The sequence below is a fragment of the Ruegeria sp. CH8 genome (assembly GCF_056536985.1).
In genome coordinates this window covers 61819-81452 of record NZ_JBQFQR010000006.1, presented here as the reverse complement: position 1 = coordinate 81452, position 19634 = coordinate 61819, and the positions used below count along the sequence as shown (strand labels likewise).

The 19634-nt window shown below is 58.7% G+C and carries 21 protein-coding genes; 11 read left to right on the top strand and 10 right to left on the bottom strand.

The annotated features are described in order from the left end of the window. Positions 1-7: 7 nt before the first annotated feature. The 8 genes from sdhA to ACR0ER_RS08600 all read right to left on the bottom strand — a co-directional run bounded on the left by sdhA (position 8) and on the right by ACR0ER_RS08600 (position 6205). A complete protein-coding gene (gene sdhA, locus ACR0ER_RS08635) occupies positions 8-1816 on the bottom strand; it encodes a succinate dehydrogenase flavoprotein subunit (RefSeq protein ID WP_480768562.1) in 1809 nt (602 codons plus the stop codon). A 25-nt stretch (positions 1817-1841) separates the two neighbouring features. Beyond that, on the bottom strand, positions 1842-2213 hold the full coding sequence (locus tag ACR0ER_RS08630) for a succinate dehydrogenase, hydrophobic membrane anchor protein (RefSeq protein WP_480768561.1): 372 nt from the start codon (positions 2211-2213) through the stop codon (positions 1842-1844). An 11-nt stretch (positions 2214-2224) separates the two neighbouring features. Then, positions 2225-2608 carry a succinate dehydrogenase, cytochrome b556 subunit gene (gene sdhC, locus ACR0ER_RS08625; protein WP_480768560.1) on the bottom strand — a complete coding sequence of 128 codons (384 nt, stop codon included), beginning with the start codon at positions 2606-2608 and terminating at the stop codon, positions 2225-2227. 213 nt (positions 2609-2821) lie between these two features. Beyond that, on the bottom strand, positions 2822-3484 hold the full coding sequence (locus ACR0ER_RS08620) for a DUF1194 domain-containing protein (RefSeq protein WP_480768559.1): 663 nt from the start codon (positions 3482-3484) through the stop codon (positions 2822-2824). 55 nt (positions 3485-3539) lie between these two features. Next, positions 3540-4568, bottom strand: a complete 1029-nt coding sequence (locus ACR0ER_RS08615) for a MaoC family dehydratase (protein WP_480768558.1) — start codon at positions 4566-4568, stop codon at positions 3540-3542. Continuing rightward, positions 4568-4774 (bottom strand): DUF1737 domain-containing protein, encoded by a 207-nt coding sequence (locus ACR0ER_RS08610; protein WP_480768557.1) that lies wholly within the window; start codon positions 4772-4774, stop codon positions 4568-4570. Before ACR0ER_RS08610 ends, ACR0ER_RS08615 begins: the two co-directional genes overlap by 1 nt. A gap of 12 nt (positions 4775-4786) precedes the next feature. Then, positions 4787-5341, bottom strand: a complete 555-nt coding sequence (locus tag ACR0ER_RS08605; RefSeq protein ID WP_170333361.1) for an NnrU family protein — start codon at positions 5339-5341, stop codon at positions 4787-4789. 6 nt (positions 5342-5347) lie between these two features. Further along, a complete protein-coding gene (locus ACR0ER_RS08600; RefSeq protein ID WP_480768556.1) occupies positions 5348-6205 on the bottom strand; it encodes an HpcH/HpaI aldolase/citrate lyase family protein in 858 nt (285 codons plus the stop codon). A gap of 169 nt (positions 6206-6374) precedes the next feature. Between ACR0ER_RS08600 and ACR0ER_RS08595 the strand changes: the two genes are divergently transcribed. Continuing rightward, complete coding sequence (locus tag ACR0ER_RS08595) at positions 6375-6674, top strand: hypothetical protein (RefSeq protein ID WP_480768555.1); 300 nt, start codon at positions 6375-6377, stop codon at positions 6672-6674. On the opposite strand, the gene ACR0ER_RS08590 is transcribed toward ACR0ER_RS08595, so the two are convergent. Continuing rightward, on the bottom strand, positions 6671-7426 hold the full coding sequence (locus tag ACR0ER_RS08590) for a sulfite exporter TauE/SafE family protein (RefSeq protein ID WP_480768554.1): 756 nt from the start codon (positions 7424-7426) through the stop codon (positions 6671-6673). The genes ACR0ER_RS08595 and ACR0ER_RS08590 overlap by 4 nt on opposite strands. 161 nt (positions 7427-7587) lie before the next feature. Here ACR0ER_RS08590 and mdh point away from each other — a divergent pair, with 161 nt between their 5' ends. From mdh to lpdA, 9 genes are all read left to right on the top strand, one after another. Further along, positions 7588-8550, top strand: a complete 963-nt coding sequence (gene mdh / locus ACR0ER_RS08585) for a malate dehydrogenase (protein ID WP_170333352.1) — start codon at positions 7588-7590, stop codon at positions 8548-8550. Between the two features lie 324 nt (positions 8551-8874). After that, positions 8875-10068 (top strand): ADP-forming succinate--CoA ligase subunit beta, encoded by a 1194-nt coding sequence (gene sucC, locus ACR0ER_RS08580; protein WP_480768553.1) that lies wholly within the window; start codon positions 8875-8877, stop codon positions 10066-10068. Positions 10069-10153: 85 nt separating this feature from the next. Then, positions 10154-11035 carry a succinate--CoA ligase subunit alpha gene (gene sucD / locus ACR0ER_RS08575; RefSeq protein WP_480675335.1) on the top strand — a complete coding sequence of 294 codons (882 nt, stop codon included), beginning with the start codon at positions 10154-10156 and terminating at the stop codon, positions 11033-11035. 19 nt (positions 11036-11054) lie between these two features. Continuing rightward, a complete protein-coding gene (locus ACR0ER_RS08570; protein WP_480768552.1) occupies positions 11055-11600 on the top strand; it encodes a DUF805 domain-containing protein in 546 nt (181 codons plus the stop codon). Next, the gene (locus ACR0ER_RS08565; RefSeq protein ID WP_170333344.1) at positions 11597-12139 is read left to right on the top strand and encodes a DUF805 domain-containing protein; all 543 of its coding nucleotides are present in this window, start codon (positions 11597-11599) and stop codon (positions 12137-12139) included. The genes ACR0ER_RS08570 and ACR0ER_RS08565 overlap by 4 nt, the downstream gene beginning before the upstream one ends. Beyond that, entirely contained in the window at positions 12136-15093 is a 2958-nt protein-coding gene (locus ACR0ER_RS08560; protein ID WP_480768551.1) for a 2-oxoglutarate dehydrogenase E1 component, read from the top strand. The genes ACR0ER_RS08565 and ACR0ER_RS08560 overlap by 4 nt, the downstream gene beginning before the upstream one ends. Before the next feature lie 3 nt (positions 15094-15096). Beyond that, positions 15097-16602 carry a 2-oxoglutarate dehydrogenase complex dihydrolipoyllysine-residue succinyltransferase gene (gene odhB, locus ACR0ER_RS08555; protein ID WP_480768550.1) on the top strand — a complete coding sequence of 502 codons (1506 nt, stop codon included), beginning with the start codon at positions 15097-15099 and terminating at the stop codon, positions 16600-16602. A 2-nt stretch (positions 16603-16604) separates the two neighbouring features. Continuing rightward, complete coding sequence (locus tag ACR0ER_RS08550; protein ID WP_170333339.1) at positions 16605-16874, top strand: hypothetical protein; 270 nt, start codon at positions 16605-16607, stop codon at positions 16872-16874. Positions 16875-16947: 73 nt separating this feature from the next. Beyond that, the gene (gene lpdA / locus ACR0ER_RS08545; protein ID WP_480768549.1) at positions 16948-18336 is read left to right on the top strand and encodes a dihydrolipoyl dehydrogenase; all 1389 of its coding nucleotides are present in this window, start codon (positions 16948-16950) and stop codon (positions 18334-18336) included. A 21-nt stretch (positions 18337-18357) separates the two neighbouring features. Here lpdA and ACR0ER_RS08540 read toward each other — a convergent pair whose 3' ends face one another. Continuing rightward, positions 18358-18930 carry a TetR/AcrR family transcriptional regulator gene (locus tag ACR0ER_RS08540; RefSeq protein ID WP_480768548.1) on the bottom strand — a complete coding sequence of 191 codons (573 nt, stop codon included), beginning with the start codon at positions 18928-18930 and terminating at the stop codon, positions 18358-18360. A 106-nt stretch (positions 18931-19036) separates the two neighbouring features. Between ACR0ER_RS08540 and ACR0ER_RS08535 the strand changes: the two genes are divergently transcribed. Beyond that, positions 19037-19630 carry an NAD(P)H-dependent oxidoreductase gene (locus ACR0ER_RS08535; protein ID WP_480768547.1) on the top strand — a complete coding sequence of 198 codons (594 nt, stop codon included), beginning with the start codon at positions 19037-19039 and terminating at the stop codon, positions 19628-19630. The last annotated feature ends 4 nt before the right edge of the window (positions 19631-19634 follow it).

The window sequence follows — 19634 nt, the reverse complement described above, 5'->3', positions numbered from 1 at the left end:
CCTCTCCTTAGAACGTCCGCGCCTTGGGCGCGATTTTCTTGAGGCTGATGCCGCCTTCGTCTTCGGTGGTCAGCGGGTCAACGATGACCGGGCGATAGCTGAGGTCGACCTTGTTGCCCTCAACACGGCTGACCGTGTGGACGCGCCAGTTTTCGTCATCACGCTCGGTGAAGTCCTCATGCGCGTGCGCGCCGCGAGACTCCTTACGCGCCTCGGCACCGACGATGGTGGCCAAAGCACTTGGCATCAGGTTGGTCAGTTCCAGAGACTCCATCAGGTCACTGTTCCAGACCAGTGAGCGGTCAGTAACCTTCAGGTCGTCCATCTTGGCGGCGATAACCGTCATCTTCTCGACACCTTCCGCCATGGTCTTGGCGGTCCGGAATACGGCCGCGTCTTCCTGCATGGTGCGCTGCATCTCAAGCCGCAGATCGGCGGTCGGAATTGCGCCGCTGGCGTTGCGCACCGCATCAAACCGGTCAAACGCTTTATCGACTGACGCTTGGTTCAGAACCGGGTTCGGAGCTTTCGCGTCAACAACCTCACCCGCCCGGATCGCAGCCGCACGGCCAAACACCACAAGGTCGATCAGCGAGTTCGAACCCAGACGGTTCGCACCGTGGACCGAGGCACAACCCGCTTCACCCACAGCCATCAGACCCGGCACAACACCGGTCGGGTTATCAGCATTTGGGTTCAGCACCTCACCCCAATAGTTGGTCGGGATACCGCCCATGTTATAGTGCACGGTCGGCAGAACCGGAATCGGTTCCTTGGTGACGTCGACACCCGCAAAAACGCGCGCAGACTCTGAGATACCCGGCAGACGTTCGGCCAGCGCTTCGGCAGGCAGGTGGCTGAGGTTCAGGTGGATATGATCACCATTCTCGCCATGGCCGCGACCTTCGCGGATTTCCATGGTCATCGAACGAGAGACATAGTCGCGCGGAGCCAGGTCTTTGTACTGGGGCGCGTACCGCTCCATGAACCGCTCGCCTTCCGAGTTGGTCAGGTATCCGCCCTCACCCCGAGCACCTTCGGTGATCAGGCAACCCGAACCGTAGATACCGGTCGGGTGGAACTGAACGAATTCCATGTCCTGCAGCGCCAGACCCGCGCGGGCCACCATGCCGCCGCCGTCACCGGTACAGGTGTGCGCCGAAGTTGCGCTGAAATAGGCGCGACCGTAACCACCGGTCGCCAGCACCACCATCTTGGCGTTGAAGACGTGCATCGTGCCGTCGTCCAGCTTCCAGCAGACAACGCCCTGACACTGCCCATCTTCGGACATGATCAGGTCGATGGCGAAGTACTCAATGTAGAATTCGGCGTTATTCTTCAGCGATTGGCCGTACAGAGTGTGCAGGATCGCGTGACCGGTCCGGTCCGCGGCAGCACAAGTCCGCTGAACAGCAGGGCCTTCGCCAAATTCGGTGGTGTGCCCACCAAAAGGACGCTGGTAGATTTTGCCTTCTTCGGTCCGGCTGAACGGAACACCATAGTGCTCCAACTCATACACGGCCTTAGGTGCCTCACGCGCGAGGTATTCCATCGCGTCGGTATCACCCAACCAGTCCGACCCCTTGACGGTGTCGTACATGTGCCACTGCCAGTGGTCCGGACCCATGTTGGACAGTGAGGCGGCGATGCCGCCCTGCGCCGCAACCGTGTGCGAACGGGTCGGGAAAACCTTGGTGACACAAGCCGTGCGCAGACCTTGCTCTGCCATGCCCAGTGTCGCCCGCAGACCCGCACCACCTGCGCCTACGACGACGACGTCGTATTCGTGGGTTTCATATTCATATGCTGCTGTCATTGTTCTTGTTCCTTACCGCGCATCATCACAGGGCCAGCTTGACCAGGGCAAACAGCCCGGCAGCCATCAGCGTGTAGCCCAGGGCCCACATTGCAGCGAGAGAGACTTTCTCCATGACGCCGTGCACATAGTCCTCGATCGCTTCCTGCGCCTCGTACATCAGTTGCAGCAGCCCCACGATCAGCGTGAGCGCCATGACAAGTGCCGGGAACGGACGACTGAAATAAGCCACCACCTCTTCGTGGGTTCCGCCAATGCCAGCGCCGAAAGTGAAGATGAAGATCGGGACCAATACGGTCAGGATCATCGCCCGAACCATGGTCCGCCAATGGGTGAGTGTGCCGGACTTGCCTGCGCCCAGACCCTGCGCGCGCTTGCGGTCAGTCAGATATCGCATGTGCCGTCTCCTTAAACCACAAGTACGGTGGTCAGGGTCAGGACGGTCGCACCAACGAACATACCCAGCCCCAGTTTCTCGGCGGTCTCTATGTCAAGACAATAGCCGAAATCCCAGATGACGTGCCGCAGACGGCCTAGCGTGTGGTACCACAGCCCCCAGGTCGCAGCCGTCAGGATGAGGTCACCGAACCAGCTGCGCAGAAATCCGTCGATTCCCGCAAACGCACTTTCCGAAGTCGAAGCGGCCAGTAGCCACCAAACGACCAGAATTGCGACGGCGAACACCCCGATGCCGGTCAAACGAACCATGATCGAGGACGTGGACGTCATCTGGGGGCGATAAATCATAATATGTGGCGAGAGCGGGCGGTTGCCCCGATTGACATCGGCCATGTCGGCTCCTCTTTCGTTGGCTACCCGTCGTTTTACCTGTTTTTGCCAATCTGTCACGTGCTGCGAGCGCAAAAACAGGTAAAATGAGTACAAAATCGCAGATTTCAGAAAATTGTGATCACACAAAATATTACCGTGATCACAAAACTTATACAGTCAAATCAATGTTAGCGCCACAAGGTCGCAATCATTGTGATCACGAATCTTCGATGCTCACTCCAAAGCAGCGGATTGCTTCGTCACTTCGCGCAAAAGCTTTTTTCGAATCCGCTCGGGATAGTCCGCAAAACCGGAAGCCGAGACGACAAAAGCCCCTTCGCCAACGATGACGTTTTCAAAGAAATAAGCGGTCAAATCCGGCTCGCTTTCTTCGATTGCGATGGCGTTGACCGTGACACCGCGGGTGCGCAGAACGCTGTGCACTTTGGTTGGCTCAATACCTTCGTTGGACACCCCGTCGCCCGAGATGTCAATCAGGTGGCGCGTACACTCGGACACGTCGTCAAAACTGGACAGGGTCATCTCAAGCGCCTCTCCGATTGCGGTCGAGAAGTTGCGCCAGACGCGGGGGTCGGCGGCGACTTGATCGGCAAACCGTTCGAGCGTGTCGAAACTGTCGATCCGGGTCCACGGGATTGTCACCTTCTGGCGCGAGGCTCCGGTCCACTGCACCAGCATCAACTGCGCCTGTCCGCGCACTAGCGCCTCGGACACAAGGGGGTCACGCAGTCCTGCGGCCAGACCGTCCATTTGAATCCGGTATTCACTGGTATCGACCGACCCGGACACATCAACTGCCAAGGCCAGCGCAAGATCACACGCCAATGCAGGTGGCGTCAGGAACAGGCAGGCAGCAAGGGGGCGGATCAGAACCATGATCGCAGCCTAGCATGATTGTTGCAGGCTGCGATCAAATCAATGTGGGGTGCCGTCAGACCGGCATCAACGCCCAGTAATCCAGATCCAGCAGGACGTCGGGCTTGTAGCGACCATCCTCGCCTTTCAGTTCAAAGGGCGCGCCGCCCTTGGTAGCAACCAAACGCAGGCGGATGGCACCCACACCGGGCACGCTGGTTTCGGCCTTGTCCAGAACCTCGGACCACGCCTTGATCGTATCGCCCGAGAAGCACGGGTTGGCATGTGCCCCACCGTTCAGACCGACGATCATCTGCGCATTGGCCAGACCGTTGAACGACAGGGTCCGCGCCATCGAGATCACGTGACCGCCATAGATCAGCCGGCCATCGGGGCGGAAGGTCAGGTCGAAATGCACCTTGGCCGTGTTCTGCCATAGGCGAGTGGCCAGCATATGCTCGGCCTCTTCCACTGTTACGCCATCGACATGGTCGATGGTCTCGCCGATCTCGTAATCGCCCCAGCGATGGGCCTCACCGGATTGAACAAAGTCATAGTTCGAGAAATCGAGGCCCTCGGGTACCACCAGATCGCCCGGCTCCAAAACCTTTTTCAGGTCTGGCACCACTGCCACGGGCGCGGGGGCATCAACATTCGCTTTGCGCACCATCACCCAGCGCACATATTCGATCACCACCTCATCGCGTTGGTTCAGACCGCGCGTGCGCACCCAAACCACCCCAGTTTTGCCGTTCGAGTTCTGCTTGACGCCGATCACTTCGGATTCAGACCGCAGCGTGTCGCCGGAATAGACCGGTTTCAGCCAGCGCCCCTCGGCATAGCCCAGATTGGCAACCGCGTTCAGCGAAATATCGGGAACAGTTTTGCCAAACACCACGTGGAACGCTGCCAGATCGTCAATCGGGCTTTGCGGCAGACCACTAGCCCGGGCGAACTCGTCCGAGGAATAAAGCGCATGCCGCGCCGGATAGAGCGCATGATACAAAGCACGTTCCCCGTCGGTTACGGTGCGTGGCACTGCGTGATGCAGTACCTGTCCGACGGAGTAATCCTCGAAAAAGCGGCCCGGATTGGTTTTTGCCATTACTGCTGTCCCAGTTTCATTTCAGGGGAATAGTCGGCCTCGACCTCTTTGGTCACGGCCTGCGCACAGCGCATCACGCGGCTGTTTTCGTCATAGGCATAGGACGGGCCGCCATACAGCTCCCACCCTTTTGCCAGCGCATCCGACACCTTGTGGCAGAAGGCGGTTGTGTCTTCTTCGGTCAACAGGCGATAGAGTTTTGTCATCCCATCCGCTCCTTACGATCCAAACGGGGACGGACCGACAAGCCCGTGGATATATCCGACAATCCCCAACAGAATGATCGACGCCACAAAAAACATCGCGTCTTTTCCATAGGTTCCGGGCTCTCCAGGAGTCCATTCGGGCTCGGACTTGTTAATAACAATCACTTCGACCACAGCCCAAGCAAGCAAACCACCAAACAAAATGATCGAGGCCAGATCGCCGTTCACCAGCAAATGCGCAAAAGCCCACAGCTTGAAGCCCCCCAGCATCGGATGGCGCAGCTTGTTCAACAAACGCCCCTTTTGGCCTGCAGGGCTCATCAGGAAGAATGCGAAAAGAACCAGCAGGTTATTGACATGAATCAGGAAGGTTGGCGGCGCCCAGACATAGATGAAGTCGGTCATGCGATAGCCAAAGATCATCAGCAGAATCGCTGCAACCAACGCCAGCGCCACCGCGCCCTTGCCGCCATTGCCCATGGCCGCACGTTGTGCCGGCATGACACGTTTGAACAGATGGGCGGCCCACCAAAGCGCCACCCCAAGGATCAGAAGAACAAAGCCCATGCTGGCTTACCCCGCTTGCAAAGCTGAAATCGCCTCCGCTTTTGCCAGAATTTCGCGGGCAGTTACAACATGCAGATTTTCAACAATCTTCCCATCAACGACAGCGACGCCCTGCCCCTGCGACTCGACCTCTTCAAAGGCCGCAATCTGACGGCGGGCCAGATCGATTTCGATATCCGACGGGGCATAGGCCGCATTGGTGATATCCACCTGAGCCGGGTGGATCAGCGTCTTGCCGTCAAAGCCCATGTCACGGCCTTGCTCGCATTCGGCGGCCAGACCTTCGCCATCCTTGAACGCGTTATAGACGCCGTCGACGATGATCAGTCCTTCGGCCTTGGCGGCCAGCAGGCACAGGCCCAGAGAGGTCATCATCGGCAGGCGATCCGGGCGGAAACGGGTCTGCAACTCCTTGGCCAGATCGTTGGTGCCCATGACAAACCCGGCCATCAGCGGGTGCGCAGCAATCTCGGGCGCGTTCAGCATCCCGCGCGGGGTTTCCATCATCGCCCAGATCGGCATGTCACCGGTGATCGCTGCCAGTGCGTCCACATCAGCTGCGGAATTCACCTTGGGCAGCAGCACCGCATCGGCATCCATCTCGCGCACGGCCTCGGCGTCGGCCCGGCCCCACTCGGTGTCCAGCCCGTTGATGCGAACGATCTTGACCCGCGAGCCATAGCCCCCGGCCGCCAGAGCCGCCTTGAGGGTTTCACGTGCGTTGGGCTTTTCATCCGCCGAAACCGCGTCTTCAAGGTCAAAGATGATCGCATCTACCGGCAAGGTGCGCGCCTTATCCAGCGCCCGGTCACGCGAACCGGGGATATAGAGAACGGAACGATAGGGGCGCTGACGGGGGTCCATTGGCCTCTCCCTTTGAAAGAATGTTGCGCGGAATGGGCCATTTTTTGCCGGAAAGTTCAAGAGGAAATTTGCCGCAACGCAGCATACATGACGCAACGCGCGGAGTTTTAACCAGATTTCTGTCCCCCGGTCGCACCCTGTTTGTAGATGGAATCGAAAGGGGTGAGAGATGAAAAAGACGTTCTTCAAAATGACGATGGGCCTTGGAATCATGGTTCTGGCCGCGCAACAGGTGCAGGCCCGCACCTGTGCCCCGCGCGAGGATGTGGTCAAACGTCTGGTCGAAACCTATGGCGAGACGCGCCGCGGCGTCGGCATTGCGCGGCAGGGCGCGGTGATGGAGGTCTATGCCTCGGACCAGACCGGTAGTTGGACCATTGCGGTGACCCTTCCCGACGGGATGACCTGCCTGATCGCAACGGGCCAAGCCTATGAAGAGATGGCTGATGCACTGCCACCCAATGTCTAGGTCAGCGCGTCCCAGATCAGTTTGCTGCCGGTGAGGGTCAGCAGCACATAGGCGATGCCAAAGAACAGGCGCTCTGACAGCATGAAATGCGCCCGGACGCCCAGCCACGCGCCTAGGATGGCAAACGGGGCCAACAGCAGATCCGCCAGCGCCGTGTGCCAGGTGAACAGGCCCAGATAGGCGTAGGGGATGAACTTCGCGCCGTTGATGACCCAGAACACCAGCACGGTGGACGCCTGAAACTCGGTCTTCGACAGGCGCTGAGACAGCAGATAGACGGCGGCGGGCGGGCCACCTGCGTGGCTGACAAAACTGGTGAAGCCCGCGACCAGACCCGCAAACAACCCGGCAGGGGCTGGCAGGCGATTGGCAAAACCGTGGATCAGGCCCTTACTCTGCGCCATATGCCAGATCACGAAACCGACCGAGATCCCTCCGATCAGCAGCCGCAACAGGTCGTCATCGGTCACGCGATACAGCCACGCGCCCATCGCGACACCTGGAACAGCCCCCAGGATTAGCAGACGTGAATCGGGCCAGCTCCAGCGTTTCCAATAGGGGCCAAGGGTGGCCACGTCGATTACCATCAGGATCGGCAACATCAGCGCCAACGCCTGTCCGGGCGTGAGGATCAATGCCAGAATCGATGACGACGCAAAGGCCACGCCCGAGCCGAACCCGCCCTTCGAGATACCGGCAAAGATCACCGCAGGGATCGCCACAGCAAAAAACATCAGGTCCAATTCGAACATGCGGCATCCCGTGAATAGGCTTGTCTAACAGGCCGTTTAGCGCAATCACCAGACATAGTGCAAACTGTATGCGGTTGCATGCCGCGCCGCATAACCCTTGCGCGAAAGCCATTTACCGACTAGCACAACCGCGATTTCAAAACCGACCGGAGATTTTCCAAATGGCCAGACCCAAGATCGCGCTGATCGGCGCAGGTCAGATCGGCGGCACGCTCGCCCACCTCGCAGCAATGAAAGAACTTGGTGACGTCGTCTTGTTCGACATCGCCGAAGGCACCCCGGAAGGCAAAGCGCTGGACATCGCTGAATCCGGTCCTTCCGAAGGGTTCGACGCCAAGCTGAAAGGCACGCAGTCCTATGAGGACATCGCAGGCGCAGACGTTTGCATCGTGACTGCCGGTGTGCCGCGCAAGCCGGGCATGAGCCGTGACGACCTGCTGGGCATCAACCTGAAGGTCATGAAATCGGTCGGTGAAGGCATCGCTGCCAATGCACCCAACGCATTCGTCATCTGCATCACCAACCCGCTGGACGCAATGGTCTGGGCTCTGCGCGAGTTCTCGGGCCTGCCGCACAACAAGGTCTGCGGCATGGCAGGCGTTCTGGACTCGGGCCGTTTTGCGCATTTCCTGTCGGAAGAGTTCAACGTCTCGATGCGCGACGTGACCGCATTTGTTCTGGGTGGCCACGGCGACACCATGGTTCCGTCGGTGCGTTATTCGACCGTTGCCGGTATCCCGCTGCCCGATCTGGTAGAAATGGGCTGGACCACTCAGGAAAAACTGGATGCCATCGTGCAGCGCACCCGTGACGGCGGCGCCGAGATCGTTGGCCTGCTGAAGACCGGTTCGGCATTCTATGCTCCGGCCACATCAGCGATCGAAATGGCGGAAGCCTACCTGAAAGACCAGAAACGCGTTCTGCCCTGCGCCGCCTATTGCGACGGCGAACTGGGTGTTGAAGGCATGTATGTCGGCGTACCCACGGTGATCGGCGCTGGCGGCATCGAGCGTGTCGTCGACATCAAACTGAACGAAGAAGAGCAGGCCGGTTTCGACAACTCGGTCAACGCCGTGAAGGGCCTGATCGAAGCGTGCAAAGGCATCGACAGCTCGCTGGCCTAAAGCCGCAATCCTGAATGCTGAAACCGGCCCCTGCAACGGGCCGGTTTTTTTATGGACCCGCCGTCCGGGCAAAGTTGACCTTAGGTCGATTATGTTGGCGCAAACGCCGCAAACGGCTTTTTTTGAATACGTTTTTGGCTCTGTCTATCTTTGACATCGAATCAACAACGGCACCAAAGCCAGTTTGTGATCACACCCCAAAAACCTGTGATCACAAATATAAAAAAACTACACGAAAATCCGCACCGACGTCAAAAAACCCTTTATAAATGCCCCATAGACACCTCTATAACAGTTTAATCGTAGTCAGACGGGACAATTTCGATGAACATTCACGAATATCAGGCCAAAGCTCTTCTTCGCAGCTATGGCGCCCCGGTCTCCGAAGGTCGCGCGGTTCTGCGCGCCGAGGAAGCCAAAACCGCAGCCGGTGAGCTGGACGGCCCCCTTTGGGTTGTCAAAGCACAGATCCACGCAGGTGGACGCGGCAAAGGCAGCTTCAAAGAAGCCGACGCCGGTGAAAAAGGCGGCGTGCGTCTGACCAAGTCGGTGGAAGAAGCCGCCGAAGAAGCCAAAAAAATGCTGGGCCGCACGCTGGTCACGCATCAGACCGGCCCCGCAGGCAAGCAGGTCAACCGCATCTACATCGAGGCCGGTTCCGGCATCGAGCGCGAATTGTACCTGGCCCTGCTAGTGGACCGCCAGACCAGCCGCATCTCGTTCGTGTGTTCGACTGAAGGCGGCATGGACATCGAAGAAGTGGCCGAATCCACGCCCGAGAAAATCCTGTCCTTCTCGGTTGATCCGGTCACCGGGTATCAGCCCTATCACGGTCGCCGCATCGCCTTCTCGCTGGGTCTGGAAGGCGCGCAGGTTAAACAGTGCGTCAAGCTGATGGGTCATCTGTACCAAGCCTTCGTTGAGAAGGACATGGAGATGCTGGAAATCAACCCGCTGATCGTGGCCGAAGGCGGCGACCTCAAGGTGTTGGACGCCAAGCTGGGCTTTGACGGAAACGCGATCTACCGCCACCCCGACATCGCCGAACTGCGCGACGAGACCGAGGAAGACCCCAAGGAACTGGAAGCCTCCAAGTACGACCTGAACTACATCGCGCTGGATGGTGAGATCGGTTGTATGGTCAACGGCGCCGGTCTGGCGATGGCGACCATGGACATCATCAAGCTGTATGGTGCCGAGCCTGCCAACTTCCTCGACGTGGGCGGCGGTGCGACCAAAGAGAAAGTAACTGAGGCGTTCAAGATCATCACCTCGGACGAAAACGTCAAAGGCATTCTGGTCAACATCTTCGGCGGTATCATGCGCTGTGACGTCATCGCCGAGGGCGTTGTCGCCGCGGTGAAAGAGGTTGGCCTGAAGGTTCCGCTGGTCGTGCGTCTGGAAGGCACGAACGTCGAGAAAGGCAAAGAGATCATCAACACCTCTGGCCTGGACGTGATCGCGGCGGACAACCTGAAAGACGGCGCCGAAAAGATCGTGAAGGCCGTCAAAGGCTAATCCCAATTCCGTGGGGCGGGCTTTTGGCCCGCCTTTCCGAAGAATTCTGGCAGGCTGAGGCCCGCCTAACAAAGGAGAACGCCAAATGGCAGTCCTCATCGACGAAAATACCAAAGTGATCTGTCAGGGCTTTACCGGCTCGCAGGGCACATTCCACTCTGAACAGGCCATCGCTTATGGCACCAAGATGGTCGGCGGCGTGACCCCCGGCAAAGGCGGGATGGAGCATCTGGGCCTGCCTGTGTTCAACTCGGTCCACGAAGCCAAGCACGTGACCGAAGCCAACGCCTCGGTGATCTATGTTCCGCCGCCCTTTGCGGCTGACTCGATCCTCGAAGCGATTGATGCCGAGATGGAAGTGATCGTCTGCATCACCGAAGGCATCCCGGTTCTGGACATGATGAAGGTGAAGCGCGCACTGGAAGGCAGCAAATCGCGCCTTGTTGGCCCGAACTGCCCCGGTGTAATCACACCCGACGCCTGCAAAATCGGCATCATGCCCGGCCACATCCACAAGCGTGGCTCGGTCGGCGTTGTGTCGCGTTCGGGCACTCTGACCTATGAAGCCGTCAAGCAGACCACCGATGTGGGTCTGGGCCAGTCCACCTGTGTGGGCATCGGCGGTGACCCGATCAAAGGCACCGAGCATATCGACGTGCTGGAATGGTTCCTGGCCGATGACGAAACCGAGTCGATCATCATGATCGGTGAGATTGGCGGCTCGGCCGAGGAAGAAGCCGCACAGTTCCTGGCGGATGAGGCCAAGAAAGGCCGCAAGAAACCCACTGCCGGTTTCATCGCAGGCCGCACAGCCCCTCCGGGCCGCCGCATGGGCCACGCAGGCGCCATCGTCGCCGGTGGCAAAGGCGGTGCCGAAGACAAGATCGAAGCAATGCGCTCGGCCGGTATCGTCGTGGCCGAAAGCCCCGCCCAGCTGGGTGAGGCTGTGCTGGAAGCGATCGGCTGATAGGAATCGGCACAGAGCTATGCAGTTTGGTGTCAAAACACTTCTGTCATTTTCCGGGCGGGCCTCCCGCTCGGAATACTGGATGTATGTCACTCCGATACTGTTGTTGCTGTTAGCTGCACTGATATTCGATCTATCCGTTCTTAGTCCGACGACTTATCAAAGATTTACCACCACTACAGATTTGCTGACCGGTGAACAGACGCACGAGATTTCCAATGTCACCAATTACGGCCCCCGAATTGGAAGCCTTGTTGTGTCGCTCTTGGTCTTCATACCTTTTGCTGCAATGCTCACGCGCCGAGTGCACGATATTGGGTTCCCGGGCTGGTATGCTTGGCTCGCGCTTTTTCTAGCGTTTTTCTTTGGCCCTATGCTGTCCTTTTTCGTGGGTCTGTTAGGGCAGATATCAGTGAACATCGCGTTGATTTTTGCTTTCTTACTAGGTGTACCACAACTCGTGCTTTCGCTCTTGGCATTTGTAGTAATCGTATTGTGGGGCAGAACTCCTTCTGAACCCGGAACCAACGAATACGGGCCAAACGCTTCGGAGTTAACCGCATGACCTTCTCGGACGCCATCCGAACCTGTTTCTCCAAGTTCTTCACCTTTTCGGGCCGTGCCTCGCGACCCGAATATTGGTTCTTTTTCCTGTTCATCGTGATCTGGAGCATTATCGCCGGGATCATCGACTGGCAGTTCTTCACGCAGGTCTCGGTCAGCCAGAGCGATGAGGTGAAATCTGTCACCGCAACGTCCTCGCAGCCGGTGCAAAGCATCGTCAGCCTGATCGTGTTCTTTCCGCATCTGGCTGTCGCGTGGCGGCGGATGCATGATACCGGGCGCAGCGGGCTATATGCCTTGCTGCCGATCCTGCTGATCCTCGGGGCCGGGGCCGTTCTGGTCTTTGGCATCGGCCTTGCCTCCAGTTTCCAGCATGGCGGCAATCTGGATATCCTGTTCACCCGCGCCACTTTGCTGGTCGTCCTTCCGACACTGCTGATCCTGTTTGTGTCGCCCCTCCTGGTTCTGTGGTGGCTGACCCGCCCGTCTCAACCAGGCACCAACCAATACGGTCCCAACCCATATGAGGTAGCCCAATGACCGAACATACGCCCAATTCCGCGTTCCACGCCTCAAGCTTTATGCAGGGGCACAATGCCGAGTATCTGGAGCAGCTTTATGCCCAGTACACCAAGAACCCCGGGGCGGTCGATGCCGCCTGGGCCGAGTTCTTCAAGGCCATGGGTGACGCCACGCCGGACGTTCAAAAAGAGGCCGAAGGGCCGTCCTGGGCGCGCACCGACTGGCCTCCAATGCCAGCGGATGATCTGACCGGTGCGCTGACTGGAGAATGGGCTGAGATCGACGCAAAGGCCGCAGGCAAGAAGATCAAGGACAAGGCGGCGGACAAGGGTGTTCAGGTCAGCGACGACCAGATCAAACGCGCGGTGCTGGACAGTTTGCGGGCGCTGATGCTGATCCGGGCCTATCGTATCCGGGGCCATCTGGCCGCCAATCTGGACCCGCTGGGTATGCGCGCCGCCAGCACACACCCCGAGCTGGACCCAAAGACCTATGGCTTTACCGAAGCCGACATGGACCGGCCGATCTTTATCGACAATGTTCTCGGCCTGCAGATGGCCTCGATGCGTCAGATCGTCGAGATCGTGAAACGGACCTATTGCGGTACTTTCGCGCTGCAATACATGCACATCTCTGATCCCGAACAGGCCGCGTGGCTGAAGGAACGGATCGAAGGCTATGGCAAGGAAATCGCGTTCACCAAGGAAGGCCGCAAGGCGATCCTGAACAAGATGGTCGAGGCCGAGGGTTTCGAGAAATTCCTGCACGTCAAATACATGGGCACCAAGCGGTTTGGTCTGGACGGCGGTGAAGCTCTGATCCCCGCGATGGAGCAGATCATCAAGCGCGGCGGTGCCTTGGGGATCAAGGACATCGTCATCGGGATGCCGCACCGCGGTCGTTTGAACATCCTCGCCAACGTGATGAGCAAACCCTATCGCGCGATCTTCAACGAATTTCAGGGCGGCAGCTTCAAGCCCGAGGATGTGGATGGCTCGGGCGACGTGAAATACCACCTTGGCGCGTCCAGCGACCGGGAATTCGATGGCAACAGCGTACACCTGTCGCTGACCGCGAACCCCTCGCACCTTGAGGCGGTGAACCCTGTGGTGCTGGGCAAGGTCCGCGCCAAGCAGGATCAGTTGAAAGACACTGACCGCACGGCCGTGATGGGCATTTTGTTGCACGGTGACGCGGCCTTTGCCGGTCAGGGTGTTGTGGCCGAAGGCTTTGGCCTGTCGGGCCTGCGCGGTCACAAGACCGGTGGTACCATGCATATCGTCGTCAACAACCAGATCGGCTTTACCACCGCGCCGCACTTCTCTCGCTCAAGCCCATATCCCACCGATATCGCGCTGATGGTTGAGGCCCCGATCTTCCACGTCAACGGCGACGACCCCGAGGCCGTGGTGCACGCCGCCAAGGTCGCGACCGAGTTCCGCCAGAAGTTCCACAAGGACGTGGTCATCGACATCTTCTGCTATCGCCGGTTTGGTCACAACGAGGGCGACGAGCCCATGTTCACCAACCCGATCATGTACAAGAAGATCAAGACGCATAAGACCACCCTGTCGTTGTACACCGAACGACTGGTCAAGGATGGTCTGATCCCCGAGGGTGAGATCGAGGACATGAAGGCCGCCTTCCAGGCGCATCTGAACGATGAGTTTGAGGCCGGCAAAGACTATAAGCCTAATAAAGCTGACTGGCTGGACGGGCGTTGGTCTCATCTGGACAAGAACAAAGAAGAATACGTGCGCGGCGAAACCGCGATCGCGCCGGAAACCATGGCCGAGATCGGCAACGCGCTGACCCACGCGCCTGAGGATATTACCCTGCACAAGACCGTGGGCCGTCTTCTGGACCACAAGAAACAGATGTTCGACAGCGGCAAGGGCTTTGACTGGGCCACCGGTGAAGCACTGGCCTTTGGATCGCTGCTGACTGAAGGTTTCCCGGTTCGCCTGTCCGGTCAGGACGCGACACGCGGCACGTTCAGCCAGCGTCACTCGGGCTTTGTCCACCAGGAAAGCGAAGAACGGTACTATCCGCTGAACAACATCCGCGCCGGTCAGTCGAAATACGAAGTGATCGACTCGATGCTGTCGGAATACGCGGTGCTGGGTTTCGAATACGGCTATTCGCTGGCCGAACCCAACGCGCTGACCCTCTGGGAGGCACAGTTCGGTGACTTCGCCAACGGCGCGCAGATCATGTTCGACCAGTTCATCAGCTCGGGCGAAAGCAAATGGCTGCGGATGTCCGGTCTGGTCTGCCTGCTGCCGCACGGGTTCGAAGGCCAAGGCCCCGAACACAGCTCGGCGCGTCTGGAACGATTCCTGCAGATGTGCGGTCAGGACAACTGGATCGTGGCGAACTGCACGACGCCTGCGAACTACTTCCACATCCTGCGCCGCCAGTTGCACCGCACCTTCCGCAAGCCGCTGATCCTGGTGACGCCGAAATCGCTGCTGCGCCACAAGCTGGCGGTCAGCAAGGTCGAAGAGTTCACCACCGGCTCCAGCTTCCACCGGGTGTTGTGGGATGATGCGCAGCAGGGCAATTCCGAGACCAAGCTGGTCAAGGACGACAAGATCAAACGTGTCGTGATGTGTTCCGGCAAGGTCTACTACGACCTGTTGGAAGAGCGTGACGCGCGTGGCATCGACGATGTCTACCTGATGCGGATCGAGCAATACTACCCGTTCCCGGCGCATTCACTGATCGCTGAGCTAGAGCGCTTCAAGGGTGCCGAGATCATCTGGTGTCAAGAAGAGCCCAAGAACCAGGGTGCCTGGACCTTTATCGAACCCAATATCGAATGGGTTCTGACGCGCATCAAGGCCAAACACACACGGCCCCGCTATGTCGGTCGCGCCACCTCGGCTTCGCCTGCGACGGGTCTGGCCAGCCAACACAAAGCCCAACAAGAAGCGCTCGTGAACGAAGCGCTGAGCATCGAAGGAAAGTAAACGATGACCATTGAAGTTCGTGTTCCCACGCTTGGCGAATCCGTCACCGAAGCCACCGTTGCGACCTGGTTCAAGAAACCCGGTGATGCCGTGGCCGTGGATGAGATGCTCTGTGAGCTTGAAACTGACAAGGTAACCGTCGAAGTCCCCGCGCCGGCAGCAGGCGTGATGGGTGAAATCGTGGCCGCAGAAGGTGAAACCGTTGGCGTTGATGCCCTGCTGGCGACCATTGCCGCCGGCGAAGGTGCAGCCCCGGCCCCCGCGCCAGCTGCTGCCCCCGCATCCGAGGCCGCCCCGGCCGCAGGCGCAGGCAGCGTTGATGTGATGGTGCCCACCCTGGGCGAGTCGGTTACCGAAGCCACCGTATCCACCTGGTTCAAACAGGTAGGCGATGCCGTCGCACAGGATGAAATGCTGTGCGAGCTTGAAACCGACAAAGTGTCCGTCGAGGTTCCTGCCCCGGCCGCTGGCGTTCTGGCAGAAATCGTAGCTCCGGAAGGGGCCACGGTGAATGCCTCGGCCAAATTGGCGGTGATCTCGGGTGCAGGCGCCGTTGCCGCCCCTGCCGCTGCTCCGGCCGCAGCCGCCGCTCCGGCAGCCGCCACCGCAGGCAAAGACGTGGCCAATGCGCCGTCGGCCGAAAAAGCGATGGCCGAGGCTGGTCTGTCCGCTGGCCAGGTCACCGGCACCGGTCGCGATGGCCGCATCATGAAAGAGGACGTGGCCCGTGCGGTGGCAACCGCTGCGGCTCCGGCTGCTGCTGCGGCCCCTACGCCTGCACCGCGCGCGCCTGTGGCCGCCGAGGATTCGGCACGCGAGGAACGGGTCAAGATGACCCGCCTGCGCCAGACCATCGCCAAGCGCCTGAAAGACAGCCAGAACACCGCCGCCATGCTGACCACCTATAACGAGGTGGACATGACCGAGGTGATGGCCCTGCGCAACCAGTACAAAGAGCAGTTCGAGAAGAAGCACGGCGTGCGTCTGGGCTTTATGTCCTTCTTTACCAAGGCCTGCTGCCATGCGCTGAAAGAAGTGCCCGAGGTGAACGCCGAGATCGACGGCACCGACATCGTCTACAAGAACTTCGTCCACATGGGCGTTGCTGCCGGTACGCCCACTGGTCTGGTGGTTCCGGTCATCCGCGATGCCGACAGCATGTCCTTCGCAGCGATCGAGAAAGCCATCGCCGAAAAAGGCAAGCGCGCCCGTGACGGCAAACTTTCGATGGCCGAAATGCAGGGCGGCACCTTCACCATCTCGAACGGTGGTGTTTACGGCTCGCTGATGTCGTCGCCGATCCTGAACCCCCCGCAGTCGGGTATTCTGGGAATGCATAAGATCCAGGACCGCCCGATGGCGATCAACGGTCAGGTCGTGATCCGTCCGATGATGTATCTGGCGCTGTCCTATGACCACCGGATCGTTGACGGCAAGGGTGCGGTGACCTTCCTTGTTCGTGTGAAAGAGGCGCTGGAAGATCCGCGCCGCCTGCTGATGGATCTGTAATCATGGCAACGCATGTATTGTGGCAGGCCGATGTGGCCGATTTCGACGCCTGGCTGAAAGTATTCCGCGAGGACAAGCCGATGCGCAAGGCTGCGGGCATCCGCGACCTGCATGTCTGGCGTGACCCGGATCAGGCAGATCACGCCATCGCTATGTTCGAGGTCACGAACCTGGACAAGGCGCGGGCCTTTTTTGGATCCGAAGAGCTGGCGATGCACCACGAACGCGGCGGCATTGCGCATATCACGATCAAGCTGCTGGAACCGGTTTGAAGAAAGCACCGCATGATCCGGTCACACCGGATCATGCAGCAACCGGTCAATCCGGTCGACTTAGGAGAGTATAATGGCAAACTATGACGTCATCGTAATCGGCGCCGGCCCCGGCGGCTATGTCTGCGCCATCCGCTGCGCCCAGCTGGGCCTGAAAACCGCTGTTGTCGAAGGGCGTGAAACCCTAGGCGGCACCTGCCTGAACGTAGGCTGCATCCCGTCCAAGGCACTGTTGCACGCCAGCCATCAACTGCATGAGGCCGAGCATAACTTTGCCAAGATGGGCCTGAAGGGCAAAAGCCCCTCGGTCGACTGGAAGCAGATGCAGGCCTACAAAGAAGAAACCATTGAGGGCAACACCAAGGGCATCGAGTTCCTGTTCAAGAAGAACAAGATCGACTGGCTCAAGGGTTGGGGCTCGATCCCGGCTGCCGGTCAGGTTAAGGTGGGCGATGAAATCCACTCTGCCAAGAACATCATCATCGCATCGGGGTCCGAGCCTGCCTCGTTGCCGGGTGTTGAGGTCGATGAAAAGGTCGTCGTGACCTCAACCGGTGCCCTGTCGCTGGGTAAGATTCCGAAAAAGATGGTTGTCATCGGTGCAGGTGTGATCGGTCTGGAGCTGGGCTCGGTCTATCAACGTTTGGGGGCCGAGGTCACCGTCATCGAATTCCTCGACGTGATCACTCCGGGCATGGACCCCGAGGTGCAGAAGACCTTCCAGCGTATCCTGAAAAAGCAGGGCCTGAAGTTCGTCATGGGCGCGGCGGTGCAAAAGACCGAAGCCACCAAGACCAAGGCCAAGGTCACCTACAAGCTGCGCAAAGATGACAGTGAACACGTGATCGACGCCGACACCGTTCTGGTTTCCACCGGTCGCAAGCCATTCTCAGACGGGCTGGGGCTTGAGGCCTTGGGCGTTGATCTGACCCCGCGCGGTCAGATCAAAGTTGGCGCCGACTGGCAGACCAACGTGCCGGGCATCTATGCCATCGGTGACGTCACCGAAGGCCCGATGCTGGCGCACAAGGCCGAAGACGAAGGCATGGCCGCCGCCGAGCAAGTCGCGGGCAAGCATGGCCACGTCAACTATGGCGTCATCCCTGGCGTGATCTACACATGGCCCGAAGTGGCAAACGTGGGCGAAACCGAAGAGACGCTCAAGGCTGCAGGCCGCGCCTACAAGGTCGGCAAGTTCATGTTCATGGGCAATGGCCGCGCCAAGGCGAACTTTGCTGCCGACGGTTTCGTCAAGATTCTGGCCGACAAGGAAACCGACCGCATTCTGGGCTGCCACATCATCGGCCCGGCAGCGGGTGACCTGATCCATGAGGTCTGTGTCGCGATGGAGTTTGGCGCTTCGGCCGAGGATCTGGCTCTGACCTGCCACGCCCACCCGACCTATTCCGAAGCGGTACGCGAGGCCGCGCTGGCCTGTGGCGACGGTCCGATTCACAGTTAAAGAACCCGACCCCGGTTGCGATCATGCGGCCGGGGTCAACCAAGCATCCAGATATACTTCCAGCCTATCTGTGAATGTCTGTGCGGAATGCAGCGCGCAGAACTTCAGTGACATAGCTTGGATCGCAAAGGCCTGCACGCCTTCGGCCAAAAGATCCGTTGAGACATCCTTGCGGACATTCGCATCATCGAGCCACAACATCACAACGCGAAAATACCGCTCAAAATAATAGGCGACCGGTCCTATTTCTGAGATGGCCGTCGCACCTGAATACCTGATCAGCAAGTCAAACACGTATCGTTCGGATGTCATGAAACTGTGAACCGGTTCCAGCGCATTGATGATCTCTGCCACTGTTTTCGGGGAACTTCCTGCTTCGGCCTGATCCAAACAAGCATTCAGCTTTTCAGCCATCAGGATTTCCATCAACGCATCTTTGTCGCGAAAATGCGCGAAGAAAGTTCCTTTCGCTACACCAGCGGCCTGAACCACTTGCTCTACCCTTAAAGCTTCGTAACCACATTCTTTTACAACTTCTTCAGAGGCTGTGATCAGGCGAGCTCGCGTCTTTAGCGTGCGTTTTTGAACTGTCATTTGCATTAGCCCAGATTGCACAGATTTTGACCGTGGTCAAATTTTTATTGACCTCGGTCACTTTTTAGCTCTATAAAATGACCGCAGTCATTTTTGGAGAATCTCGATGCAGCGTAAGAAAATCCTCATCCTTGACGGACACCCTGCAGAAAGCAGCTTGTCCCGAACTTTTGCTCAAACTTACAGAGACGCCGCTCAGGAGCGTGGACACGATGTCCGGATGGTTCACCTGAGCGATTTGCAATTCGATCACGACTTCGGTCAGGGCAATTACCACGACTTCAAACCGTTGGAACCCGTACTGGAACAGGTGCTTCAAGATATCGAATGGAGCGAGCACCTTGTACTGACAACACCGATGTGGTGGGGCGGACTTCCGGCAAAGCTTAAAGGTTTGATTGACCGAGTTTTAATTCCGGGTCGAACGTTCGACACACGGAACACGACCAAGATTGGATTCCCCGCCCCAATGCTGACCGGACGTACGGCACGTGTCATCCTTACCTCTGACACGCCGGGTTGGTTCATGCGGCTGATATATCGGCAGGCACTTATTCGACAGGTCCGCGACCAGATTCTGGGCTTTGTCGGTTTCAAGCCAACCCGTTTCACCTATTTCGCAGGTGCCAGCTATCCAAAGCCCGGCAGTGTTGAGCGCTGGAACTCCAAAGTTGCAAAAATTGGCGCTGCAGCGATCTAGTGGT